The 16,444-nt window shown below is 40.3% G+C and carries 18 protein-coding genes and 5 tRNA genes; 16 read left to right on the top strand and 7 right to left on the bottom strand.

Going from position 1 to position 16,444, the window contains the following annotated elements:
* Window positions 1-182: 182 nt before the first annotated feature.
* On the bottom strand, window positions 183-680 hold the full coding sequence (gene tpx / locus ACJHV0_RS03685) for a thiol peroxidase (protein ID WP_483133408.1): 498 nt from the start codon (window positions 678-680) through the stop codon (window positions 183-185).
* Between the two features lie 146 nt (window positions 681-826).
* Here tpx and ACJHV0_RS03680 point away from each other — a divergent pair, with 146 nt between their 5' ends.
* From ACJHV0_RS03680 to accA, 3 genes are read left to right on the top strand one after another with little or no spacing between them, the layout of a single operon-like run.
* Window positions 827-1,558 (top strand): 1-acylglycerol-3-phosphate O-acyltransferase, encoded by a 732-nt coding sequence (locus ACJHV0_RS03680; protein WP_188157277.1) that lies wholly within the window; start codon window positions 827-829, stop codon window positions 1,556-1,558.
* Window position 1,559: 1 nt separating this feature from the next.
* Window positions 1,560-2,984 carry a multicopper oxidase domain-containing protein gene (locus ACJHV0_RS03675; RefSeq protein ID WP_483133407.1) on the top strand — a complete coding sequence of 475 codons (1,425 nt, stop codon included), beginning with the start codon at window positions 1,560-1,562 and terminating at the stop codon, window positions 2,982-2,984.
* 53 nt (window positions 2,985-3,037) lie between these two features.
* A complete protein-coding gene (accA, locus tag ACJHV0_RS03670; protein WP_283386743.1) occupies window positions 3,038-3,991 on the top strand; it encodes an acetyl-CoA carboxylase carboxyl transferase subunit alpha in 954 nt (317 codons plus the stop codon).
* Window positions 3,992-4,089: 98 nt separating this feature from the next.
* Here accA and ACJHV0_RS03665 read toward each other — a convergent pair.
* Window positions 4,090-4,165, bottom strand: a tRNA-Thr gene (locus tag ACJHV0_RS03665).
* Window positions 4,166-4,280: 115 nt separating this feature from the next.
* Here ACJHV0_RS03665 and pdxY point away from each other — a divergent pair.
* Window positions 4,281-5,141 (top strand): pyridoxal kinase PdxY, encoded by an 861-nt coding sequence (gene pdxY / locus ACJHV0_RS03660; protein ID WP_025236855.1) that lies wholly within the window; start codon window positions 4,281-4,283, stop codon window positions 5,139-5,141.
* Window positions 5,142-5,307: 166 nt separating this feature from the next.
* Here the strand turns inward: pdxY and tuf are convergent, their stop codons facing one another.
* The 5 genes from tuf to ACJHV0_RS03635 all read right to left on the bottom strand — a co-directional run bounded on the left by tuf (window position 5,308) and on the right by ACJHV0_RS03635 (window position 7,001).
* Window positions 5,308-6,492, bottom strand: a complete 1,185-nt coding sequence (tuf, locus tag ACJHV0_RS03655; protein WP_025235276.1) for an elongation factor Tu — start codon at window positions 6,490-6,492, stop codon at window positions 5,308-5,310.
* Between the two features lie 114 nt (window positions 6,493-6,606).
* A tRNA-Thr gene (locus ACJHV0_RS03650) sits at window positions 6,607-6,682 on the bottom strand.
* 3 nt (window positions 6,683-6,685) lie between these two features.
* Window positions 6,686-6,760 (bottom strand) — tRNA-Gly (locus ACJHV0_RS03645).
* Window positions 6,761-6,802: 42 nt separating this feature from the next.
* Window positions 6,803-6,887 (bottom strand) — tRNA-Tyr (locus ACJHV0_RS03640).
* Window positions 6,888-6,925: 38 nt separating this feature from the next.
* A tRNA-Thr gene (locus ACJHV0_RS03635) sits at window positions 6,926-7,001 on the bottom strand.
* A gap of 246 nt (window positions 7,002-7,247) precedes the next feature.
* On the opposite strand from ACJHV0_RS03635, the gene coaA reads away from it, so the two are divergent.
* The 12 genes from coaA (at window position 7,248) to trmA (ending at window position 16,325) form a co-directional block, all read left to right on the top strand.
* Window positions 7,248-8,198: a type I pantothenate kinase gene (gene coaA, locus ACJHV0_RS03630; protein ID WP_483133406.1), complete on the top strand. Its 951-nt coding sequence runs from the start codon at window positions 7,248-7,250 to the stop codon at window positions 8,196-8,198.
* A 138-nt stretch (window positions 8,199-8,336) separates the two neighbouring features.
* The gene (locus ACJHV0_RS03625; RefSeq protein WP_025236859.1) at window positions 8,337-8,879 is read left to right on the top strand and encodes a DsbE family thiol:disulfide interchange protein; all 543 of its coding nucleotides are present in this window, start codon (window positions 8,337-8,339) and stop codon (window positions 8,877-8,879) included.
* Window positions 8,880-8,887: 8 nt separating this feature from the next.
* Entirely contained in the window at window positions 8,888-9,370 is a 483-nt protein-coding gene (locus ACJHV0_RS03620) for a cytochrome c-type biogenesis protein (protein WP_483133409.1), read from the top strand.
* Window positions 9,367-10,284 carry a c-type cytochrome biogenesis protein CcmI gene (ccmI, locus tag ACJHV0_RS03615; RefSeq protein ID WP_025236861.1) on the top strand — a complete coding sequence of 306 codons (918 nt, stop codon included), beginning with the start codon at window positions 9,367-9,369 and terminating at the stop codon, window positions 10,282-10,284. The genes ACJHV0_RS03620 and ccmI overlap by 4 nt, the downstream gene beginning before the upstream one ends.
* Complete coding sequence (gene mog / locus ACJHV0_RS03610; protein WP_025236862.1) at window positions 10,281-10,886, top strand: molybdopterin adenylyltransferase; 606 nt, start codon at window positions 10,281-10,283, stop codon at window positions 10,884-10,886. The genes ccmI and mog overlap by 4 nt, the downstream gene beginning before the upstream one ends.
* An 8-nt stretch (window positions 10,887-10,894) precedes the next feature.
* Window positions 10,895-11,233: a nitrogen regulatory protein P-II gene (gene glnB / locus ACJHV0_RS03605; protein ID WP_025236863.1), complete on the top strand. Its 339-nt coding sequence runs from the start codon at window positions 10,895-10,897 to the stop codon at window positions 11,231-11,233.
* 102 nt (window positions 11,234-11,335) lie between these two features.
* Window positions 11,336-11,815 (top strand): signal peptidase II, encoded by a 480-nt coding sequence (lspA, locus tag ACJHV0_RS03600; RefSeq protein ID WP_038644054.1) that lies wholly within the window; start codon window positions 11,336-11,338, stop codon window positions 11,813-11,815.
* Window positions 11,816-11,825: 10 nt separating this feature from the next.
* Window positions 11,826-12,770 (top strand): 4-hydroxy-3-methylbut-2-enyl diphosphate reductase, encoded by a 945-nt coding sequence (gene ispH / locus ACJHV0_RS03595; RefSeq protein ID WP_283386740.1) that lies wholly within the window; start codon window positions 11,826-11,828, stop codon window positions 12,768-12,770.
* Window positions 12,770-13,018: an FAD assembly factor SdhE gene (locus ACJHV0_RS03590; protein WP_334229780.1), complete on the top strand. Its 249-nt coding sequence runs from the start codon at window positions 12,770-12,772 to the stop codon at window positions 13,016-13,018. The genes ispH and ACJHV0_RS03590 overlap by 1 nt, the downstream gene beginning before the upstream one ends.
* Before the next feature lie 147 nt (window positions 13,019-13,165).
* Window positions 13,166-14,614, top strand: a complete 1,449-nt coding sequence (locus tag ACJHV0_RS03585) for a DASS family sodium-coupled anion symporter (RefSeq protein WP_283386738.1) — start codon at window positions 13,166-13,168, stop codon at window positions 14,612-14,614.
* Window positions 14,615-14,829: 215 nt separating this feature from the next.
* Window positions 14,830-15,162, top strand: coding sequence for a MaoP family protein (locus ACJHV0_RS03580; protein ID WP_025236866.1), 333 nt, complete (start codon window positions 14,830-14,832; stop codon window positions 15,160-15,162).
* Between the two features lie 71 nt (window positions 15,163-15,233).
* Window positions 15,234-16,325: a tRNA (uridine(54)-C5)-methyltransferase TrmA gene (gene trmA / locus ACJHV0_RS03575; RefSeq protein WP_483133405.1), complete on the top strand. Its 1,092-nt coding sequence runs from the start codon at window positions 15,234-15,236 to the stop codon at window positions 16,323-16,325.
* Window positions 16,326-16,444: the final 119 nt, after the last annotated feature.

Below are 16,444 nucleotides of genomic sequence, written 5' to 3'. Positions count from 1 at the left end.
TACCGTAACTTAGAGAAAAAAGGCTTACATTCTCGTAAGAAATAATTTACTTATAACTACACCGTAGGGGCAAATTGCAATTTGCCCCTACATTATGGTTTCTTGGCAAAAAGCCCGTTGATTTCACTCAACGGGCTTTTTTCTATTTCACAAGCGGTGATATTCCATCAAAACTTTGCAAATTACAATACCGCTAAAGCCGCATCGTAATCCGGCTCTTGCTTGATTTCCGGCACTAATTCGCTGTGTAATACTTTGTTGCTCTCATCTAAAATAATCACAGAACGAGAGGCTAAACCAGCGAGTGGACCAGAGGTAATATCCACACCAAGTTTGTTATGTAATTCACGGTTACGGAACGTTGATAATACTTTCGCATTTTCAATGCCTTCTGCTCCACAGAAACGTGCTTGAGCAAAAGGTAAATCAGCTGAAATACATAATACAACCGTGTTATCTAAACTTGTTGCTTTTTCGTTAAACACACGCACAGACTTCGCACAAATACCTGTATCAATACTTGGGAAAATGTTTAACACTTTGCGTTTACCGTCAAAATCAGACAGTGAAACGTCCTCTAAATCACTGTTTACCAGCGTAAAATCTGCAACCACATCGCCTTGTTGTGGAAATGCACCTGCAACATCAATCGGGTTTCCTGCTAAAGTTACTTTACTCATTCTTTTCTCCTTATGAATAAACAAGCGGTCTAAATATACCGATTTTTTGCAAAATAGGAAACTATCAATTTAATTATGATAATCTTTAGAAACTAACCTGATTTTGCTATACTCATAGACATCTCATTTTTAAGGTTATCATTATTATGTTAAAAATTTTTCGTGTTTTTTTAGTTGCAATAGCGGCTATTTTAATTTCTCTTGTCGGTACACTTTATGCGTTAGTGCGTTTACGCCACCCGAGCAGTGTGGGCGTTGTGGCACGTTGGTTCGGTTTATTACATAAATTGATGGGCGTAAAACTGATTACTCGTAAAAAACCTGAAATCAACTACCCGGTTATCTACATCGGCAACCATCAGAATAACTATGATATGGCAACGATTTCTTCAATGGTAGCAGAAAACACCGTGAGTATCGGCAAAAAAAGCTTGATTTGGATTCCGTTTTTCGGCTTAGTTTATTGGGCGACCGGCAATATTTTTATTCATCGTGAAAAGCGTTCAAGTGCGATTGAAACAATGAATAAAGCAGGGCAAATCGTCAAAGAGCGTCAAGTATCTGTGTGGATGTTCCCTGAAGGCACTCGTAGTCGTGGACGTGGCTTACTGCCGTTTAAAACCGGAGCTTTCCATTTGGCAATTTCCGCTGGTGTGCCGATTGTGCCTGTTGTTTGTTCTAACTTACACAATAAAATTGATTTGAACCGTTGGGATAATGGCGTTGTGATCTGTGAAATGCTTGAGCCTATTGATACATCGGGTTATAGCCGTGAAAACGTGAAAGAACTAATGGAAAAATGCCACCAAATTATGCTCGCTAAATTTGAAGAGCTTAATCAAGAAGTTGAAGAACTAGAAAAAACGAAAAACGCCTAATATGAAAAAAGCGATAACCCGACGCCAATTTTTACAAGGTTCAATCCTAGCAGGTGCATTAGCGACATTGCCTCACGCTGCATTAGCAGCTGATCGCTCTGCCCTTAATATTCCACCCCTTATGGATATTGGACGAGGTAGACCTGTTCGGCTTGATTTACGCCCTGCTCAAACCCAATTTGATAAAGGTAAGTTGGTCGATGTTTGGGGCGTGAACGGACAGTATCTTGCTCCTACTGTACGGGTAAAATCAGGAGATTTTGTTAAATTAACTTATCTCAATAATTTGCCACAAAAAATCTCAATGAATATTCAAGGGCTACAAGCCTCAAGCGATATTATCGGCTCGGTGCATCGTTCTCTTGAACCCAAAAGCAGTTGGTCGCCAATTGTTTCAATTAATCAAGCCGCTTGTACTTGTTGGTATCACGCCGATACGATGCTCAATTCAGCGTTCCAAATTTATCGAGGATTGGTTGGATTGTGGCTGATTGAAGATCAACATAGCAAAAATACCTCTTTACCGAATAAATATGGCGTGAATGATATTCCACTGATTTTGCAAGACCAGCTTCTCAATAAAGAAGGTGTACAAGTTTTAGATAAAAACACACCCCAATTTTTAGGAAAACGCCTGTTTGTAAACGGACAAGAATCACCTTATTTCAATGTGCCTCGCGGCTGGGTAAGATTACGTGTCCTCAACGCTTCCCTCTCCCGTGCTTATGACTTAAGACTAGATAATGACCAACCACTTAGACTTATTGCAACAGGTGTAGGAATGTTAGCCGAACCTGTGGAGATGGACGTTATCCGCCTTGCTCCAAATGAGCGAGTGGAAGTTCTGGTTGATTTAAGCGACGGCAAAACAGTTTCACTGATAAGCGGTCAAAAAAGAGATATTTTTTACAAAATCGGGCAAGTTTTCTCAAGCGATGATGAATTAATCGACAATATAATTTTAGAACTCAGACCTGAAGGAATGGCAGCGGTACTCAATACAAAACCAAGTTTACCTGCCTTTTCATTAGATGAATTTAATTTGAAAATCAGCCAAGAACGCCGATTTATGCTTAGCCCGTCTGATTACTTAATCAACCAAAAGCGATTTGACCCAAAACGAATTGATTTTACCGCTCAAAAAGGCAGTGTTGAGCGTTGGTATTTACACAGCACACAAGCGGTCGGATTTACCCTGCAAGGTGCAAAATTTATTATTGAGACTCAAAACCGTAAACCATTCCCAATTAAGCAACTTGCTTGGCGAGATACGGTTTGGTTAGAGGCTGAACAAGAGGTAACTCTTTTAGTTCGCTTTGACAATACCGCTTCTGAGCAATTGCCTTTTACCTTTGGCGTGAGCGATTTTATGTTGCGTGATAGAGGTACGATGGGTCAATTTAGTGTAATTGAAAATGGACAATAACCCTTCGATAGGCGATAATGCCCCATAATTTTGCCCATAAAAAGGAAAAAATAATGAGCCAAGAATTTTTAGATTTTGAAATGCCGATTGCCGAACTTGAAGCTAAAATTGAGTCTTTAAGAGCGGTCAGTCTGCAAGATGACAAAATTGACCTTGATGATGAAATCAAGCGTTTACAAAAGAAAAGCGAAGAATTAACCAAAAAAACCTTTGCAAATTTAGATGCGTGGCAAATTTCCCGTATGGCACGCCACCCAAACCGCCCATACACTTTAGACTATATTGAACATATCTTCACTGAGTTTGATGAATTAGCAGGTGATCGTGCATTCGCTGATGATAAAGCCATTGTCGGCGGTATTGCTCGTTTAGACGGTCGCCCGGTGATGATTATTGGTCATCAGAAAGGTCGTACGGTAAAAGAGAAGGTAAAACGTAATTTCGGTATGCCTGCACCGGAAGGTTATCGTAAAGCATTACGCTTAATGGAAATGGCAGAACGTTTTAATATGCCGATTATTACCTTTATTGATACACCGGGAGCTTATCCGGGTATTGGAGCTGAAGAACGAGGTCAATCAGAAGCGATCGCACGCAACTTGCGTGAAATGTCGCAACTCTCTGTGCCGGTAATTTGTACTGTAATTGGCGAAGGTGGTTCAGGCGGTGCATTAGCTATCGGCGTAGGTGATAAAGTCAATATGTTGCAATATTCAACCTACTCGGTTATTTCTCCTGAAGGCTGTGCCTCAATTCTATGGAAAAGTGCCGATAAAGCCTCAACTGCGGCAGAGGTAATGGGCTTAACTGCTCCACGTTTAAAAGAGTTAGAACTGATCGATAACATCGTGCCGGAACCATTGGGTGGGGCTCATCGAAATATTGAGGAAATTGCACAAAATCTAAAACAACGTATTGTGGAAGATTTAGCGGAGTTAGATCAACTCAGCAAAGACGATTTATTAGAACGTCGTTATCAACGCCTAATGAACTACGGCTACGTTTAATCGGTTTTAAATAGAACAAGCGGTAAGATTTTTGTAGAAATTTGCAAAATCTTGCCGTTTTGCATTAAGAGAATAAAAAGATAAAAGAAATTTGAAAGTGGTGCCGACTACCGGAATCGAACTGGTGACCTACTGATTACAAGTCAGTTGCTCTACCTACTGAGCTAAGTCGGCATATAGAAAGGTTTTAACGAGGGAGAATTATAGCAATTTCTTTCCCGTCTTCAACCCTCAAGCCATTCAAATGACTAAAAAATAATACACATTAAGCTTTTAAAGGAGCAAGCGAATGAAAAACATACTCTCTATTCAATCCCACGTTGTCTATGGCTACGCCGGCAACAAAGCGGCAACCTTTCCAATGCAGCTTTTAGGAGTGGATGTTTGGGCATTAAACACAGTGCAATTTTCTAACCATACTCAATATGGGAAATGGGGCGGAATGGTAATGCCAAAAGAACAGATTGGCAGCATTGTAGAGGGAATTCACAATATCGATGAACTTCATCGCTGCGATGCGGTATTATCAGGCTACATTGGCTCTGCAGAACAAGTTGAAGAAATCATCAATGCATTCCATAAAGTAAAAGCGGAAAATCCTAATGCGATCTACATTTGCGACCCTGTAATGGGACACCCAGATAAAGGTTGCATCGTGGCAGATGGAGTAAAAGAAGGCTTAATCAATCTAGCAATGGCACAAGCTGATATCATCACACCAAATTTAGTGGAATTACGAGAGCTCACAGGCTTAACCGTAGAAAATTTCGAGCAAGCCTTAGAAGCCGTAAAAGTGATTTTAACTAAAGGTCCGAAAAAAGTGCTAGTAAAACATTTAAGCCGTGTAGGTAAAGATAGCAACAAATTTGAGATGCTTTTTGCCAACCAAGAGGGTATTTGGCATATCAGCCGACCGCTCTATCATTTCGACAAAGAACCGGTGGGCGTAGGCGACTTAACTGCCGGCTTATTTGTAGCGAACTTATTAAATGGGAAATCAGATCTGGAAGCCTTTGAGCATACTGCCAATGCCGTAAATGAAGTAATGGAACAAACCTCAAAATCAGGCTTGTACGAACTCCAAATTATTCGCTCACGGGATTTAATCGTTAATCCACAATGTAATTATAAAGCTGTAAAAATTGCTTAATTGAAATTGTAAAATATTGATAAAATTCGACCGCTTGTAAATGTTACTTTCTACAAGCGGTCTTTTTTCCTCTACATTTTGCAAATCGCACAACATAACATAAAACGAAAAGGCAGACTTTTCAGCCTGCCTTTTCTGCATTTGTATGCTCAAATAATCAATTTAATTATTTGATGATTTTCGCTACAACGCCCGCACCTACTGTACGACCACCTTCACGGATAGCGAAGCGTAAACCTTCGTCCATCGCGATTGGGTGAATTAAGCTTACAGTCATTTTGATGTTATCGCCAGGCATTACCATCTCAACACCTTCCGGTAATTCGATAGTACCTGTTACGTCCGTTGTACGGAAGTAGAACTGTGGGCGGTAACCTTTGAAGAATGGAGTATGACGACCACCTTCTTCTTTTGATAATACGTAAACTTCTGATTCGAAGTCTGTGTGTGGCGTGATTGAACCCGGTTTCGCTAATACTTGACCACGTTCGATTTCTTCACGTTTAGTACCACGTAATAATGCACCAACGTTCTCACCCGCACGACCTTCGTCTAATAATTTACGGAACATCTCAACACCAGTTACTGTTGTTTTCGTTGTATCTTTGATACCTACGATTTCAACTTCATCACCAGTACGGATGATACCACGCTCAACACGACCTGTTACTACTGTACCACGACCAGAAATTGAGAATACGTCTTCGATTGGTAATAAGAATGGCTTATCAATCGCACGCTCAGGCTCTGGGATGTATGTATCTAAGTGGTTTGCTAATTCAAGGATTTTCTCTTCCCACTCAGCAACACCGTTTAATGCTTGTAATGCTGAACCACGTACGATTGGAGTGTCATCGCCCGGGAAGTCGTATTGAGAAAGAAGTTCACGAACTTCCATTTCAACTAATTCTAATAACTCTTCGTCATCAACCATATCGCATTTGTTTAAGAATACGATGATGTATGGAACACCTACTTGGCGACCTAATAAGATGTGCTCACGAGTTTGTGGCATTGGACCATCTGTTGCTGCTACTACTAAGATAGCACCGTCCATTTGTGCCGCACCGGTAATCATATTTTTAACATAGTCCGCGTGTCCCGGGCAGTCAACGTGTGCGTAGTGGCGAGTTGCTGTATCGTATTCAACGTGTGAAGTGTTGATGGTGATACCACGAGCTTTTTCTTCCGGTGCGTTATCGATTTGGTCGAATGCACGAGCTGCACCACCGAAGTGTTTTGATAATACAGTTGTAATTGCTGCTGTTAAAGTTGTTTTACCATGGTCAACGTGGCCGATTGTACCCACGTTCACGTGCGGTTTTGTACGTTCAAATTTTTCTTTAGACATTTTCTAAAAGCCTCTTAAACAAAAACGGTTACAATGGAACAAAAGAACCCATTAACCATAATGTAGAAATTAATACTAATTGAAACTTATAGGAAAGAGTGAAGTTAGAAGAAGTGGTGCTGATAGGCGGATTTGAACCGCCGACCTCACCCTTACCAAGGGTGCGCTCTACCAACTGAGCTATATCAGCGTTTGGAGCGGGCAGCGGGAATCGAACCCGCATCATTAGCTTGGAAGGCTAAGGTAATAGCCATTATACGATGCCCGCTGTTCTAAATTCGTCTGTCCTGCACGATTCAAAAATCAGAAATGGTGGAGGGAGAAGGATTCGAACCTTCGAAGGCTGAGCCAACAGATTTACAGTCTGCCCCCTTTGGCCGCTCGGGAACCCCTCCACGATATTTTGAATACTTATTTACGTTTAAAGCAAAAATGGTGCCGACTACCGGAATCGAACTGGTGACCTACTGATTACAAGTCAGTTGCTCTACCTACTGAGCTAAGTCGGCATTGCTGTGTCGTAAGCAAGTGATGTGCATTATAGGGAAATTTTAACGCTGTGCAAGTATTTTTTTTAAAAATATTAAAAAAATCAATCTTTCGACTTTTAAATATACAAAATGGCTATTTTTTGTAAAATACAGGCGGTTTTATGTCAATAAATACGGCAAAAGCGTCTCATATATTGTATAGTTATGCCCCTAATTTGAGTATTAAACCGATTTATTCATCATCAAAAAATTGAGATTTTGGCTATGAGCCTTGAAAAAAACACAAAAATTACTCCTTTTCTCACTTTTGATCGCCAACAATGGGCAGATTTGCGTAAATCCGTGCCATTAAAGCTAACTGAGCAAGATTTAAAACCGTTATTAGGCTTTAATGAAGATCTTTCTTTAGAAGAAGTACGTACTATTTACCTCCCCCTTGCCCGTTTAATTCAATACTATATAGAAGAGAATTTAAAACGTCAGACCGTTTTACACCGTTTTCTTGGCATTGAAACGCCGAAAGTGCCTTATATTATTAGTATTGCCGGCAGTGTTTCGGTTGGTAAAAGTACCTCTGCCCGTATTTTGCAAGCTCTGCTCTCACATTATCCTAAAGAGAGAAAAGTCGATTTAATTACTACCGATGGTTTTTTATATCCGCTTGCAACGCTTACTGAAAAGAACTTACTAAAGAAAAAAGGCTTTCCGGAATCTTATGATATTCATAGCCTCATTCGCTTTGTATCTGATATTAAATCGGGCGAGCGTAATGTGAAAGCCCCCATCTATTCGCATTTAACTTATGACATTATTCCTGATCAATTTAATGTAGTTGATCAACCTGATATTGTGATTTTAGAAGGACTAAACGTGCTACAAAGCGGAATGAACTACCCTTCCAGCCCACATAATGTATTTGTATCTGATTTTGTCGATTTCTCAATTTATGTTGATGCTGAAGAAGATCTCTTAAAGAAATGGTATATCAACCGTTTCTTAAAATTCCGCCGCAGTGCCTTTGCTGATCCGAACTCTTATTTCCACCACTATTCAAAATTATCGGAACAAGAAGCGATTAAGACTGCCTCAACCATCTGGGAGGAAATTAATGGTTTGAATTTACGACAAAATATTTTACCGAGCCGTGAACGAGCCAACCTCATTTTGATAAAAGGGCAAGATCACGCCATTGAAACGGTAAAATTACGCAAATAATTCAACTTTTTCGACCGCTTGTTACACCTTAAAATCCGTTGAATACAACTCAACGGATTTTTTATTTAAATCAATGCTTATTCGGCTATTTTTTGGTAAGCTAACAACTTTGAGATTGATTGATATTAGGCATAAACAATGAATAAAAAATTTCTACTTCCTTTAATTCTCTTTTTGGCATTATCTGTGGCATTTTTGGTTCAACTTGCTCGCAACTCACAAGGTGATGATCCGAAAAAATTAGAATCTGCCCTCATCGGTAAAACCATTCCTAATTTCAGCCTAGAATCTTTACTCGATGAAAAAGAGCAAATTAATCAAGATGTGGTTAAAACAGGCAAGCCTCGCCTATTAAATGTGTGGGCAACGTGGTGTCCAACTTGTTACGCCGAACACGAATACCTTACTGTTTTAGCGAAACAAGGAGTGGAAATTGTCGGCATTGATTATAAAGATGAACGCCCGAAAGCGATTAAATTCTTAGCCGCTTACGGTAATCCATATAAAGCGGTTATTTTTGATCCCAAAGGCTCACTCGGCTTAGATTTGGGTGTTTATGGTGCACCGGAAACCTTTATTATTGATGGCAATGGCATCATCAAATACCGCCACGCAGGCGATGTAAACGACCAAGTGTGGAATAACGTGCTAAAACCGATTTATGACAAATTAAAAGAGTGATGAAAACGATGAAAAAGTTTAGCCTATTCTTTATTTTTGCAAGCTCTGTGGCTCTTTCTGCTCCTGTTGAGCTTCATAAATTTGATAGTCCAAAACAAGAAGCGGATTATCGTGCCTTAATTCAAGAACTACGCTGTCCGCAATGCCAAAACAATAATATTGCGGACTCAAATGCAACAATTTCCACCGATATGCGGGCAAAAACCTTAGAGTTACTCAAAGAAGGGAAAAGCAAAGATGAAGTGGTGGAGTATATGATTGAACGTTACGGCAATTTTGTTACCTACAATCCGCCAATGACACCAGCAACGCTTATTCTTTGGGTTCTGCCGTTAATTTTAATTGCACTAGGGCTTGGTTTTGTGCTCCGCCGCAAGAAAGCGAAACTGCAAGCGGTCAATTCTTCGCAAAATTTTGCAAAACCAATTAAGCATTTAAACCAAGACGAGCAAGAGCGTCTTAACCAAATTTTAAATAAGGACAACAAATGAGTTTCTGGATAGCCATTATTTTTATTACTCTAATCGTCTGTGTTGTGGCGTTTTATCCTTTGCTTAAAAAGAATAAGCAAATTGATGCCAGCAAACGCGATAGTTTAAATAAAGCTTTCTATTTTGATCGCTTAAAAGAAGTGGAAAACGAAGCAAATGAAGGCGTTATTGACGATCCTGAACGCACAAAATTAGAGCTACAACAAAATTTATTAGACGACATTCCTGAAAACACTCAGCCCGTTCAAGGTGAAAAATTAAAGCTCGGCAAGGCGTGGTTTGTTTCATTGATTTTGTTTGTAGGTGGCATTAGTTTTGCGATTTATAGTAATGTCGGTTCGTGGCTTTCAAACTCAATGCTAGATACTACCCATCAAAAATTAGACTATTTCTACGAACGCTTGAAATCAGAAGATAAAAATCCGCTTTCAACCGAAGAGATGAACCAATTTGCAATGGCATTACGCGTTGATTTGCAGAAAAATCCAAACGATGATCAGAAATGGTATATGCTCGGGCAAATCGGTATGGCGTTAGATGACGGTCAATTAGCTCACGATGCGTTCAGTAAAGCAGCACAGCTAAAACCTGATAATTTAGCTTACAAATTAAGCCACGCTCAGCTTCTACTTTTCTCCGAAGCACCAGAAGATAAAACACAAGGCGAAACGTTATTAAAACAGATTATCCGTCAAGATCACACCAATTTTGATGCGTTAAGCCTGCTTGCTTTCCACTCGTTTGAAAAAGAAGATTTCAAAATGGCGGCGATGACGTGGGGAATGATGTTAAAGCTCTTGCCAGATGAAGATCCTCGTAAAGTTACGGTTGAGCGTAGTTTTAATATGGCATTATCAAATTTAAGTGAACAAGATAAACAAGAGTTACAATTGCAAAAAGGCGAGAAAAAATGACCGCTTGTAAATCTCCAAGTAAAGAAAAATTGAAAATCGGTTTAGTGTCTGTTTCTGACAGAGCCTCACAAGGGGTTTACCAAGATCAAGGTATTCCCGAATTGAAAGCTTGGTTAAAAGCTGCATTATGCAATGATTTTGAGGTAGAAAGCCGCTTGATTGCCGATGAACAACCACTCATTGAGCAAACCTTGATTGATTTGGTGGATAACCACGCTTGCCATTTGGTTTTAACCACCGGCGGAACAGGTCCAGCAAAACGTGATGTTACCCCTGATGCTACGCTTGCCGTTGCTCATCGAGAAATGCCGGGTTTTGGCGAACAAATGCGACAAGTAAGCCTCCACTTCGTGCCAACCGCAATTCTCTCTCGCCAAGTGGGTGTTATCCGCAATGAGAGCTTAATTCTCAACTTACCCGGACAGCCGAAAGCAATTAAAGAAACGCTTGAAGGGGTAAAAGATGAAAACGGCAAAGTGTTAGTCAAAGGCATTTTCAGTGCTGTACCGTATTGCCTACAACTTTTAAGTGAAATTTATGTCGAAACCAATCCGCAAGTGTGCGAAAGTTTCCGTCCAAAATCAGCTCGTAGAGAAAAATAGGAATAACGATGAAAAAAATTGAAGCAATCATCAAACCTTTTAAATTAGATGACGTACGTGAAGCCTTAACAGACGTGGGCATTAGCGGTATGAGCATTACTGAAATCAAAGGCTTCGGCAGACAAAAAGGGCATACCGAGCTTTATCGTGGAGCGGAATACGCCATTGATTTCCTGCCAAAAGTAAAAGTTGAAATTGTGATTCCTGATGAACTGGAAGAACAGTGCATTGAAGCGATTATGGAAACCGCTCAAACCGGCAAAATCGGTGATGGCAAGATTTTTGTCTATGATGTTGGACGTGTTATTCGTATTCGTACAGGCGAAGAAAACGAAGAGGCAATTTAATTTTGCAAAAAATTTTGTAAAATAGACCGCTTGCAGGGCGTATAACATACGCTCCAAAATTAAATGGGCGTACGATGTACGCCCCTACATTTGGAATATGGAATGAAAACCGGACTTAAATTTCTTTGGATTAGCTTAGTTACTATCATCATCGACCTTTGGTCAAAATATATCGTTGTACAACATTTTGAATTTGGCGAAAGTATTAATATCTTGCCTATTTTTAACTTAACTTATGCACGCAATTATGGTGCAGCTTTTAGTTTTCTCGCTGATCATTCCGGCTGGCAAAAATATTTCTTCTTAGGGCTGGCAATTGTGATTTCCCTCGCCTTAGTTGTGGCATTATGGAAAAATCAAGCGGTCAAAAAATTAGAAAATTCTGCGTATGCCTTAATTATCGGCGGTGCAATTGGTAATGCGATTGACCGTGCTTATAACGGCTATGTAGTGGATTTTCTTCATTTTTATTGGGATATTTACCATTATCCCGTCTTTAATGTGGCTGATATTGCCATCTGTGTGGGAGCAGGCTTACTGATTTTAGAAGCCTTTATAACGAAAAAAGAAAAGACAAAGTAAGAGTGATTAGATGAAAGTTTTATTAGCAAACCCTCGTGGTTTCTGTGCCGGTGTAGATAGAGCCATTTCCATTGTAGAACTCGCATTGGAAATTCACGGTGCACCGATTTATGTTCGCCACGAAGTGGTTCACAATAAATTTGTGGTGGATGGCTTAAAAGCAAAAGGGGCGATCTTCGTTGAAGAATTGGACGAGGTGCCTGATGATGCAATTGTGATCTTTTCCGCTCACGGGGTTTCTCAAGCGGTCCGCCAAGAAGCCAAACGCCGTAATTTAAAAGTGTTTGATGCAACTTGTCCGCTGGTAACCAAAGTCCATATGCAGGTTGCTCGAGCCAGTAAAAAAGGCACAAAAGCCATTCTCATCGGGCACGAAGGACACCCGGAAGTCATCGGCACAATGGGGCAATATAGCAACGAAGAAGGCGGCATTTATTTGGTGGAATCGGTAGAAGATATTGCGGAGCTTCCGGTATCCAACAACGATGAGCTCACCTTTATGACGCAAACAACACTCTCTATTGATGACACAATTGGTGTGATTGATGCGTTAAAAGAGAAATACCCTGCGATTCAAGGTCCTCGCAAAAACGATATTTGCTATGCCACCACCAACCGCCAACACGCGGTGCGTGAATTAGCGGAACAATCGCAGCTAGTGCTTGTAGTTGGCTCGAAAAATTCATCTAACTCAAACCGTTTAGCAGAACTCGCTTCTCGAATGGGCGTGATGTCAAAACTGATTGACGGTCCGCAAGATATTGATCCGAAATGGCTTGAAGGAGTTGAAACTATCGGCATTACTGCCGGTGCTTCTGCTCCTGAAGTATTAGTGCAATCTGTTATCTCACACTTAAAAACATTAGGTGTAACAGAAGTAGAAACCCTTGCTGGCAATGAAGAAGATGTTGTCTTTGAAGTGCCGAAAGAACTTCGCATTAAAGAGGTAAAATAATGACAGAAATTAACCGCTTTAAACTTGAATGGGAATGCCGTCGTGGTATGCGTGAGTTAGACAAAATGATTATGCCGTTTTATAAAAATCATTTTGATGAACTTACCGAAACACAACAACAAGCCTTTGTTGAAATGTTAAGCTACACCGATCCTGAACTCTTTCGCTGGGTAATGTTACAAGTACCGGCTCCAACACCCGAGATCGCAGAATTAATTGAACTGATGAGAGCGAAGATTGAGCGTTAATTCCATATAGACAAAGGCGAGATTAATCGGTTAAACATTAATCTCACCTTTGTTTCTAACTGCCTTACCTATTATTGATTAATATCAATTCTATTATCTAACAGTTGTGATACTCTCCCCCATATTTTAAGTTATGGAGAACATTTTATGTCAAACACAACAGTCAATGTAAAAGCAGGCTTTGAATGGAAAGGTCTGCTAATTTCTATTATCGTCGGGCTTGGAATTTATTTCTGCCCAATACCTGAAGGGCTAAGTCCTAAAGCGTGGGGAATGCTCGCATTATTTGTTGCAACCATTGTGGCAATTATTACTAAAGCAATGCCAATGGGTGCGGCAACCTTAGTTGCCCTGGTAATCAGTGGTGTAACAGGACTTACCCCGATTAAAGCAGGAAAAGACGATGTCGCAATGCTTTCCGGCTTTGCCAACTCAACTATTTGGCTTATCGGGATTGCGATGTTCTTATCTCGTGCTGTGATTAAAACAGGGCTAGGGCATCGTATCGCACTCTATTTCATTTCTAAATTCGGTAATCGAATGATGGGGGTTGCGTACGGTATAGCCCTTGCTGATACCATTATTGCACCGGGTATTCCGTCTGCTTCTGCTCGTGGGGGCGGTATTATGTACCCGATTATGCAATCAATCGCAGATACATACGATTCTAAACCAGGACCAACAGCAAGAAGAGCCGGTGCGTTTTTAGCGATTGTTGTGTCTCAAATTGATACTATCGCTTGTACAATGTTCTTAACCGCTATGGCAGGCAACCCTCTGATTGCAGAACTTGCCGGCAGCCAAGGTATCGAAATTTCTTGGATGACATGGTTTTTAGGAGCACTTGTACCGGGCATTATCAGCTTAATCGTACTCCCTTACTTAGTTTATCTCATCTATCCACCAGAGTTGAAAAGTACACCTAAAATGGCACAAATGGCAAAAGATGAGTTACAAAAAATGGGTAAAATGAGTGCAGCCGAATGGATCTTAGCCCTCGACTTCATTCTCCTACTACTCCTATGGACGGTCGGCGATCTCTATTTCGGTATTCCAGCAACTGTATCTGCCTTTATCGGCTTGGTCATTTTATTACTCTCAAATATTATGACGTGGAAAAACATTGTCGAAGAAACAACGGCGTGGGATACAATGTTTTGGTTTGCCGTATTAGTAATGATGGCAACCGCCCTAAACAAGTATGGTGTAATAAGCTGGATTTCAACGCACATTTCTTCTTCAATTAGTATTTTCAGCTGGCCTGTTGCCTTTACCATTTTAGTACTGGTTTATTTCTACACCCGCTACTTCTTTGCTTCTGCTATGGCACATATTTCTGCTATGTATTTGGCATTCTTAGCAGCCGCTATCGCCGTGGGTACACCACCGATGTTAGCTGCGGTTGGCTTAGGCTATACTTCAACCCTTTCAATGAGCCTAACCCAATATGCCGGTGGCCCGGGGCCTGCTTTATTCGGCTCAGGTTATAACACTACCGGTCAATGGTGGGGAGTGAGTTTCATTGTTTCTATTGCCTCACTTATCATCTGGTTTGGTATCGGCGGTTTATGGATGAAAATGTTAGGCTGGTGGTAATCTATACCTAATAAGCAATAAAGAGGAATAAAACACCGTTTTTATTCCTCTTTTTAATTTTATTTCAATATTACAAGCGGTTACTTTTTACAACAATTTTGCAAAGTAAGGAATTAAAAAACACCCCAAATTTGCATTAAACCTTGATTTATTCGCCATTTTTGTTTAATGTATGCCGATTTTCTTTTCCCTAATTTCAAACAATGAGGCATATTATGGCAGATAGTTTTAGCGTTACACGCCGTTTTTTCGATGATAAAAATTACCCTCGTGGCTTTTCTCGTCACGGTGATTACACTATTCGTGAATCACAAACTTTAGAGCAGTTCGGTCAAGCGTGCTTGGCTTTAGAAACAGGCGAACGTAAACCTAAAACCGCAGAAGAAAAACGCTTCGTTGCTGTAATGAAAGGCGAAGAAATTGCACAAAGCGATATCGAAAAAGCGTGGTTAAAATACCGTACGCTGACCAGCAAAACTAAACGCATTTACACCCTTTCAGGTAATGCGGGTAGCGATGCCGGCGATGATTTCAGTGCAGCTGAATAAGCTTAAATTTATGCTATAAAACCACGAAGCAATTCGTGGTTTGTTTTTTCATTTTCTATTCGTGGTAAAAAATGACACTTCCGATTGAACAATATTCCGCTCTTCTTGCAAAAAAAACCGAAAATCTGACCGCTTTACTCAAACCTTTTAATGCTCCTGAATTAGAAGTGTTTGCCTCTAAGCCAAGCCATTTCCGTATGCGTGCGGAATTTCGGGTTTGGCACGATGAGGGCTCGCTTTACCACATAATGTTTAATCAAGAAACCAAAGAGCGTTATCGTGTAGATAGCTTTCCGATTGCAAGCGAGCTAATTAATCAAATGATGCAAGCGTTACTGACAGAAATTAACGGTAACGACATCTTAACTCGTAAGCTGTTCCAAGTGGATTATTTAAGTACGCTAAGCGGTGAAATTGCCGTATCAATGCTTTATCACAAAACGCTTGGTGAAGAATGGATTGAGCAAGCTAAAGCGTTGAAAAGTCGCTTAGAAAATCAAGGCTTTAAGGTGCAAATCATCGGGCGAGCAAATAAACAAAAGATAGCCTTAGATTGTGATTATGTGGAAGAAGTATTGCCGATTGACGGCAAGCACTACGTTTATCGTCAAATAGAAAACAGTTTCACTCAGCCTAATGCAGAAATGAATATCAAAATGCTAGAATGGGCGAGACGTTGTACCCAAAATAGTGAGGGCGATTTACTTGAGCTTTACTGCGGTAACGGCAACTTCTCTATTGCATTAGCGGAAAATTTCCGAAAGGTTCTAGCAACGGAAATCTCCAAATCTTCGGTGCAATCAGCTCAATATAATATTGAGCAAAACGGCATTGATAATCTACAAATTATCCGAATGTCAGCAGAAGAATTTACTCAAGCGATGAACGGCGTACGTGAATTTTATCGTCTAAAAGGGATTGATTTAAAAGCCTATGATTGCAATACGATTTTTGTCGATCCGCCACGAGCAGGATTGGATCAAGACACACTGAATATGGTGCAGGCTTACGATCGCATTCTCTATATTTCGTGTAATCCGCACACATTGGCGGACAATTTACAGCAATTAAGTCAAACCCACCGTATTGAAAAAGCAGCATTATTCGATCAGTTCCCTTACACACACCATATTGAAAGTGGCGTTTGGTTGATAAAGAAATAATTTATGCTGAAAAAAAGAACGAATAAGCAGAATTTAAGATTTATTGCTTGACGATGATTGCAATAATCTCTATTATTGCAACGTTTTCAACGGAGGAATGGCAGAGCGGTTGAATGCAC

This window comes from Mannheimia sp. (genome assembly GCF_056854775.1).
The sequence above is the reverse complement of the archived record's forward strand: the minus strand, read 5'-3'. Positions and strand labels throughout refer to the sequence as shown.

Bases quoted from the DNA above. Each gene is read 5' to 3' on its own strand.
- pdxY (WP_025236855.1), top strand. From the start codon at position 4,281: ATGAAAAACATACTCTCTATTCAATCCCACGTTGTCTATGGCTACGCC.
- ACJHV0_RS03625 (WP_025236859.1), top strand. From the start codon at position 8,337: ATGAATAAAAAATTTCTACTTCCTTTAATTCTCTTTTTGGCATTATCT.
- coaA (WP_483133406.1), top strand. From the start codon at position 7,248: ATGAGCCTTGAAAAAAACACAAAAATTACTCCTTTTCTCACTTTTGAT.
- lspA (WP_038644054.1), top strand. From the start codon at position 11,336: ATGAAAACCGGACTTAAATTTCTTTGGATTAGCTTAGTTACTATCATC.
- ACJHV0_RS03675 (WP_483133407.1), top strand. From the start codon at position 1,560: ATGAAAAAAGCGATAACCCGACGCCAATTTTTACAAGGTTCAATCCTA.
- accA (WP_283386743.1), top strand. From the start codon at position 3,038: ATGAGCCAAGAATTTTTAGATTTTGAAATGCCGATTGCCGAACTTGAA.
- ACJHV0_RS03580 (WP_025236866.1), top strand. From the start codon at position 14,830: ATGGCAGATAGTTTTAGCGTTACACGCCGTTTTTTCGATGATAAAAAT.
- trmA (WP_483133405.1), top strand. From the start codon at position 15,234: ATGACACTTCCGATTGAACAATATTCCGCTCTTCTTGCAAAAAAAACC.
- tuf (WP_025235276.1), bottom strand. From the start codon at position 6,492: ATGTCTAAAGAAAAATTTGAACGTACAAAACCGCACGTGAACGTGGGT.
- ACJHV0_RS03585 (WP_283386738.1), top strand. From the start codon at position 13,166: ATGTCAAACACAACAGTCAATGTAAAAGCAGGCTTTGAATGGAAAGGT.
- ACJHV0_RS03590 (WP_334229780.1), top strand. From the start codon at position 12,770: ATGACAGAAATTAACCGCTTTAAACTTGAATGGGAATGCCGTCGTGGT.
- ispH (WP_283386740.1), top strand. From the start codon at position 11,826: ATGAAAGTTTTATTAGCAAACCCTCGTGGTTTCTGTGCCGGTGTAGAT.
- ACJHV0_RS03680 (WP_188157277.1), top strand. From the start codon at position 827: ATGTTAAAAATTTTTCGTGTTTTTTTAGTTGCAATAGCGGCTATTTTA.
- tpx (WP_483133408.1), bottom strand. From the start codon at position 680: ATGAGTAAAGTAACTTTAGCAGGAAACCCGATTGATGTTGCAGGTGCA.
- ACJHV0_RS03620 (WP_483133409.1), top strand. From the start codon at position 8,888: ATGAAAAAGTTTAGCCTATTCTTTATTTTTGCAAGCTCTGTGGCTCTT.
- glnB (WP_025236863.1), top strand. From the start codon at position 10,895: ATGAAAAAAATTGAAGCAATCATCAAACCTTTTAAATTAGATGACGTA.
- ccmI (WP_025236861.1), top strand. From the start codon at position 9,367: ATGAGTTTCTGGATAGCCATTATTTTTATTACTCTAATCGTCTGTGTT.
- mog (WP_025236862.1), top strand. From the start codon at position 10,281: ATGACCGCTTGTAAATCTCCAAGTAAAGAAAAATTGAAAATCGGTTTA.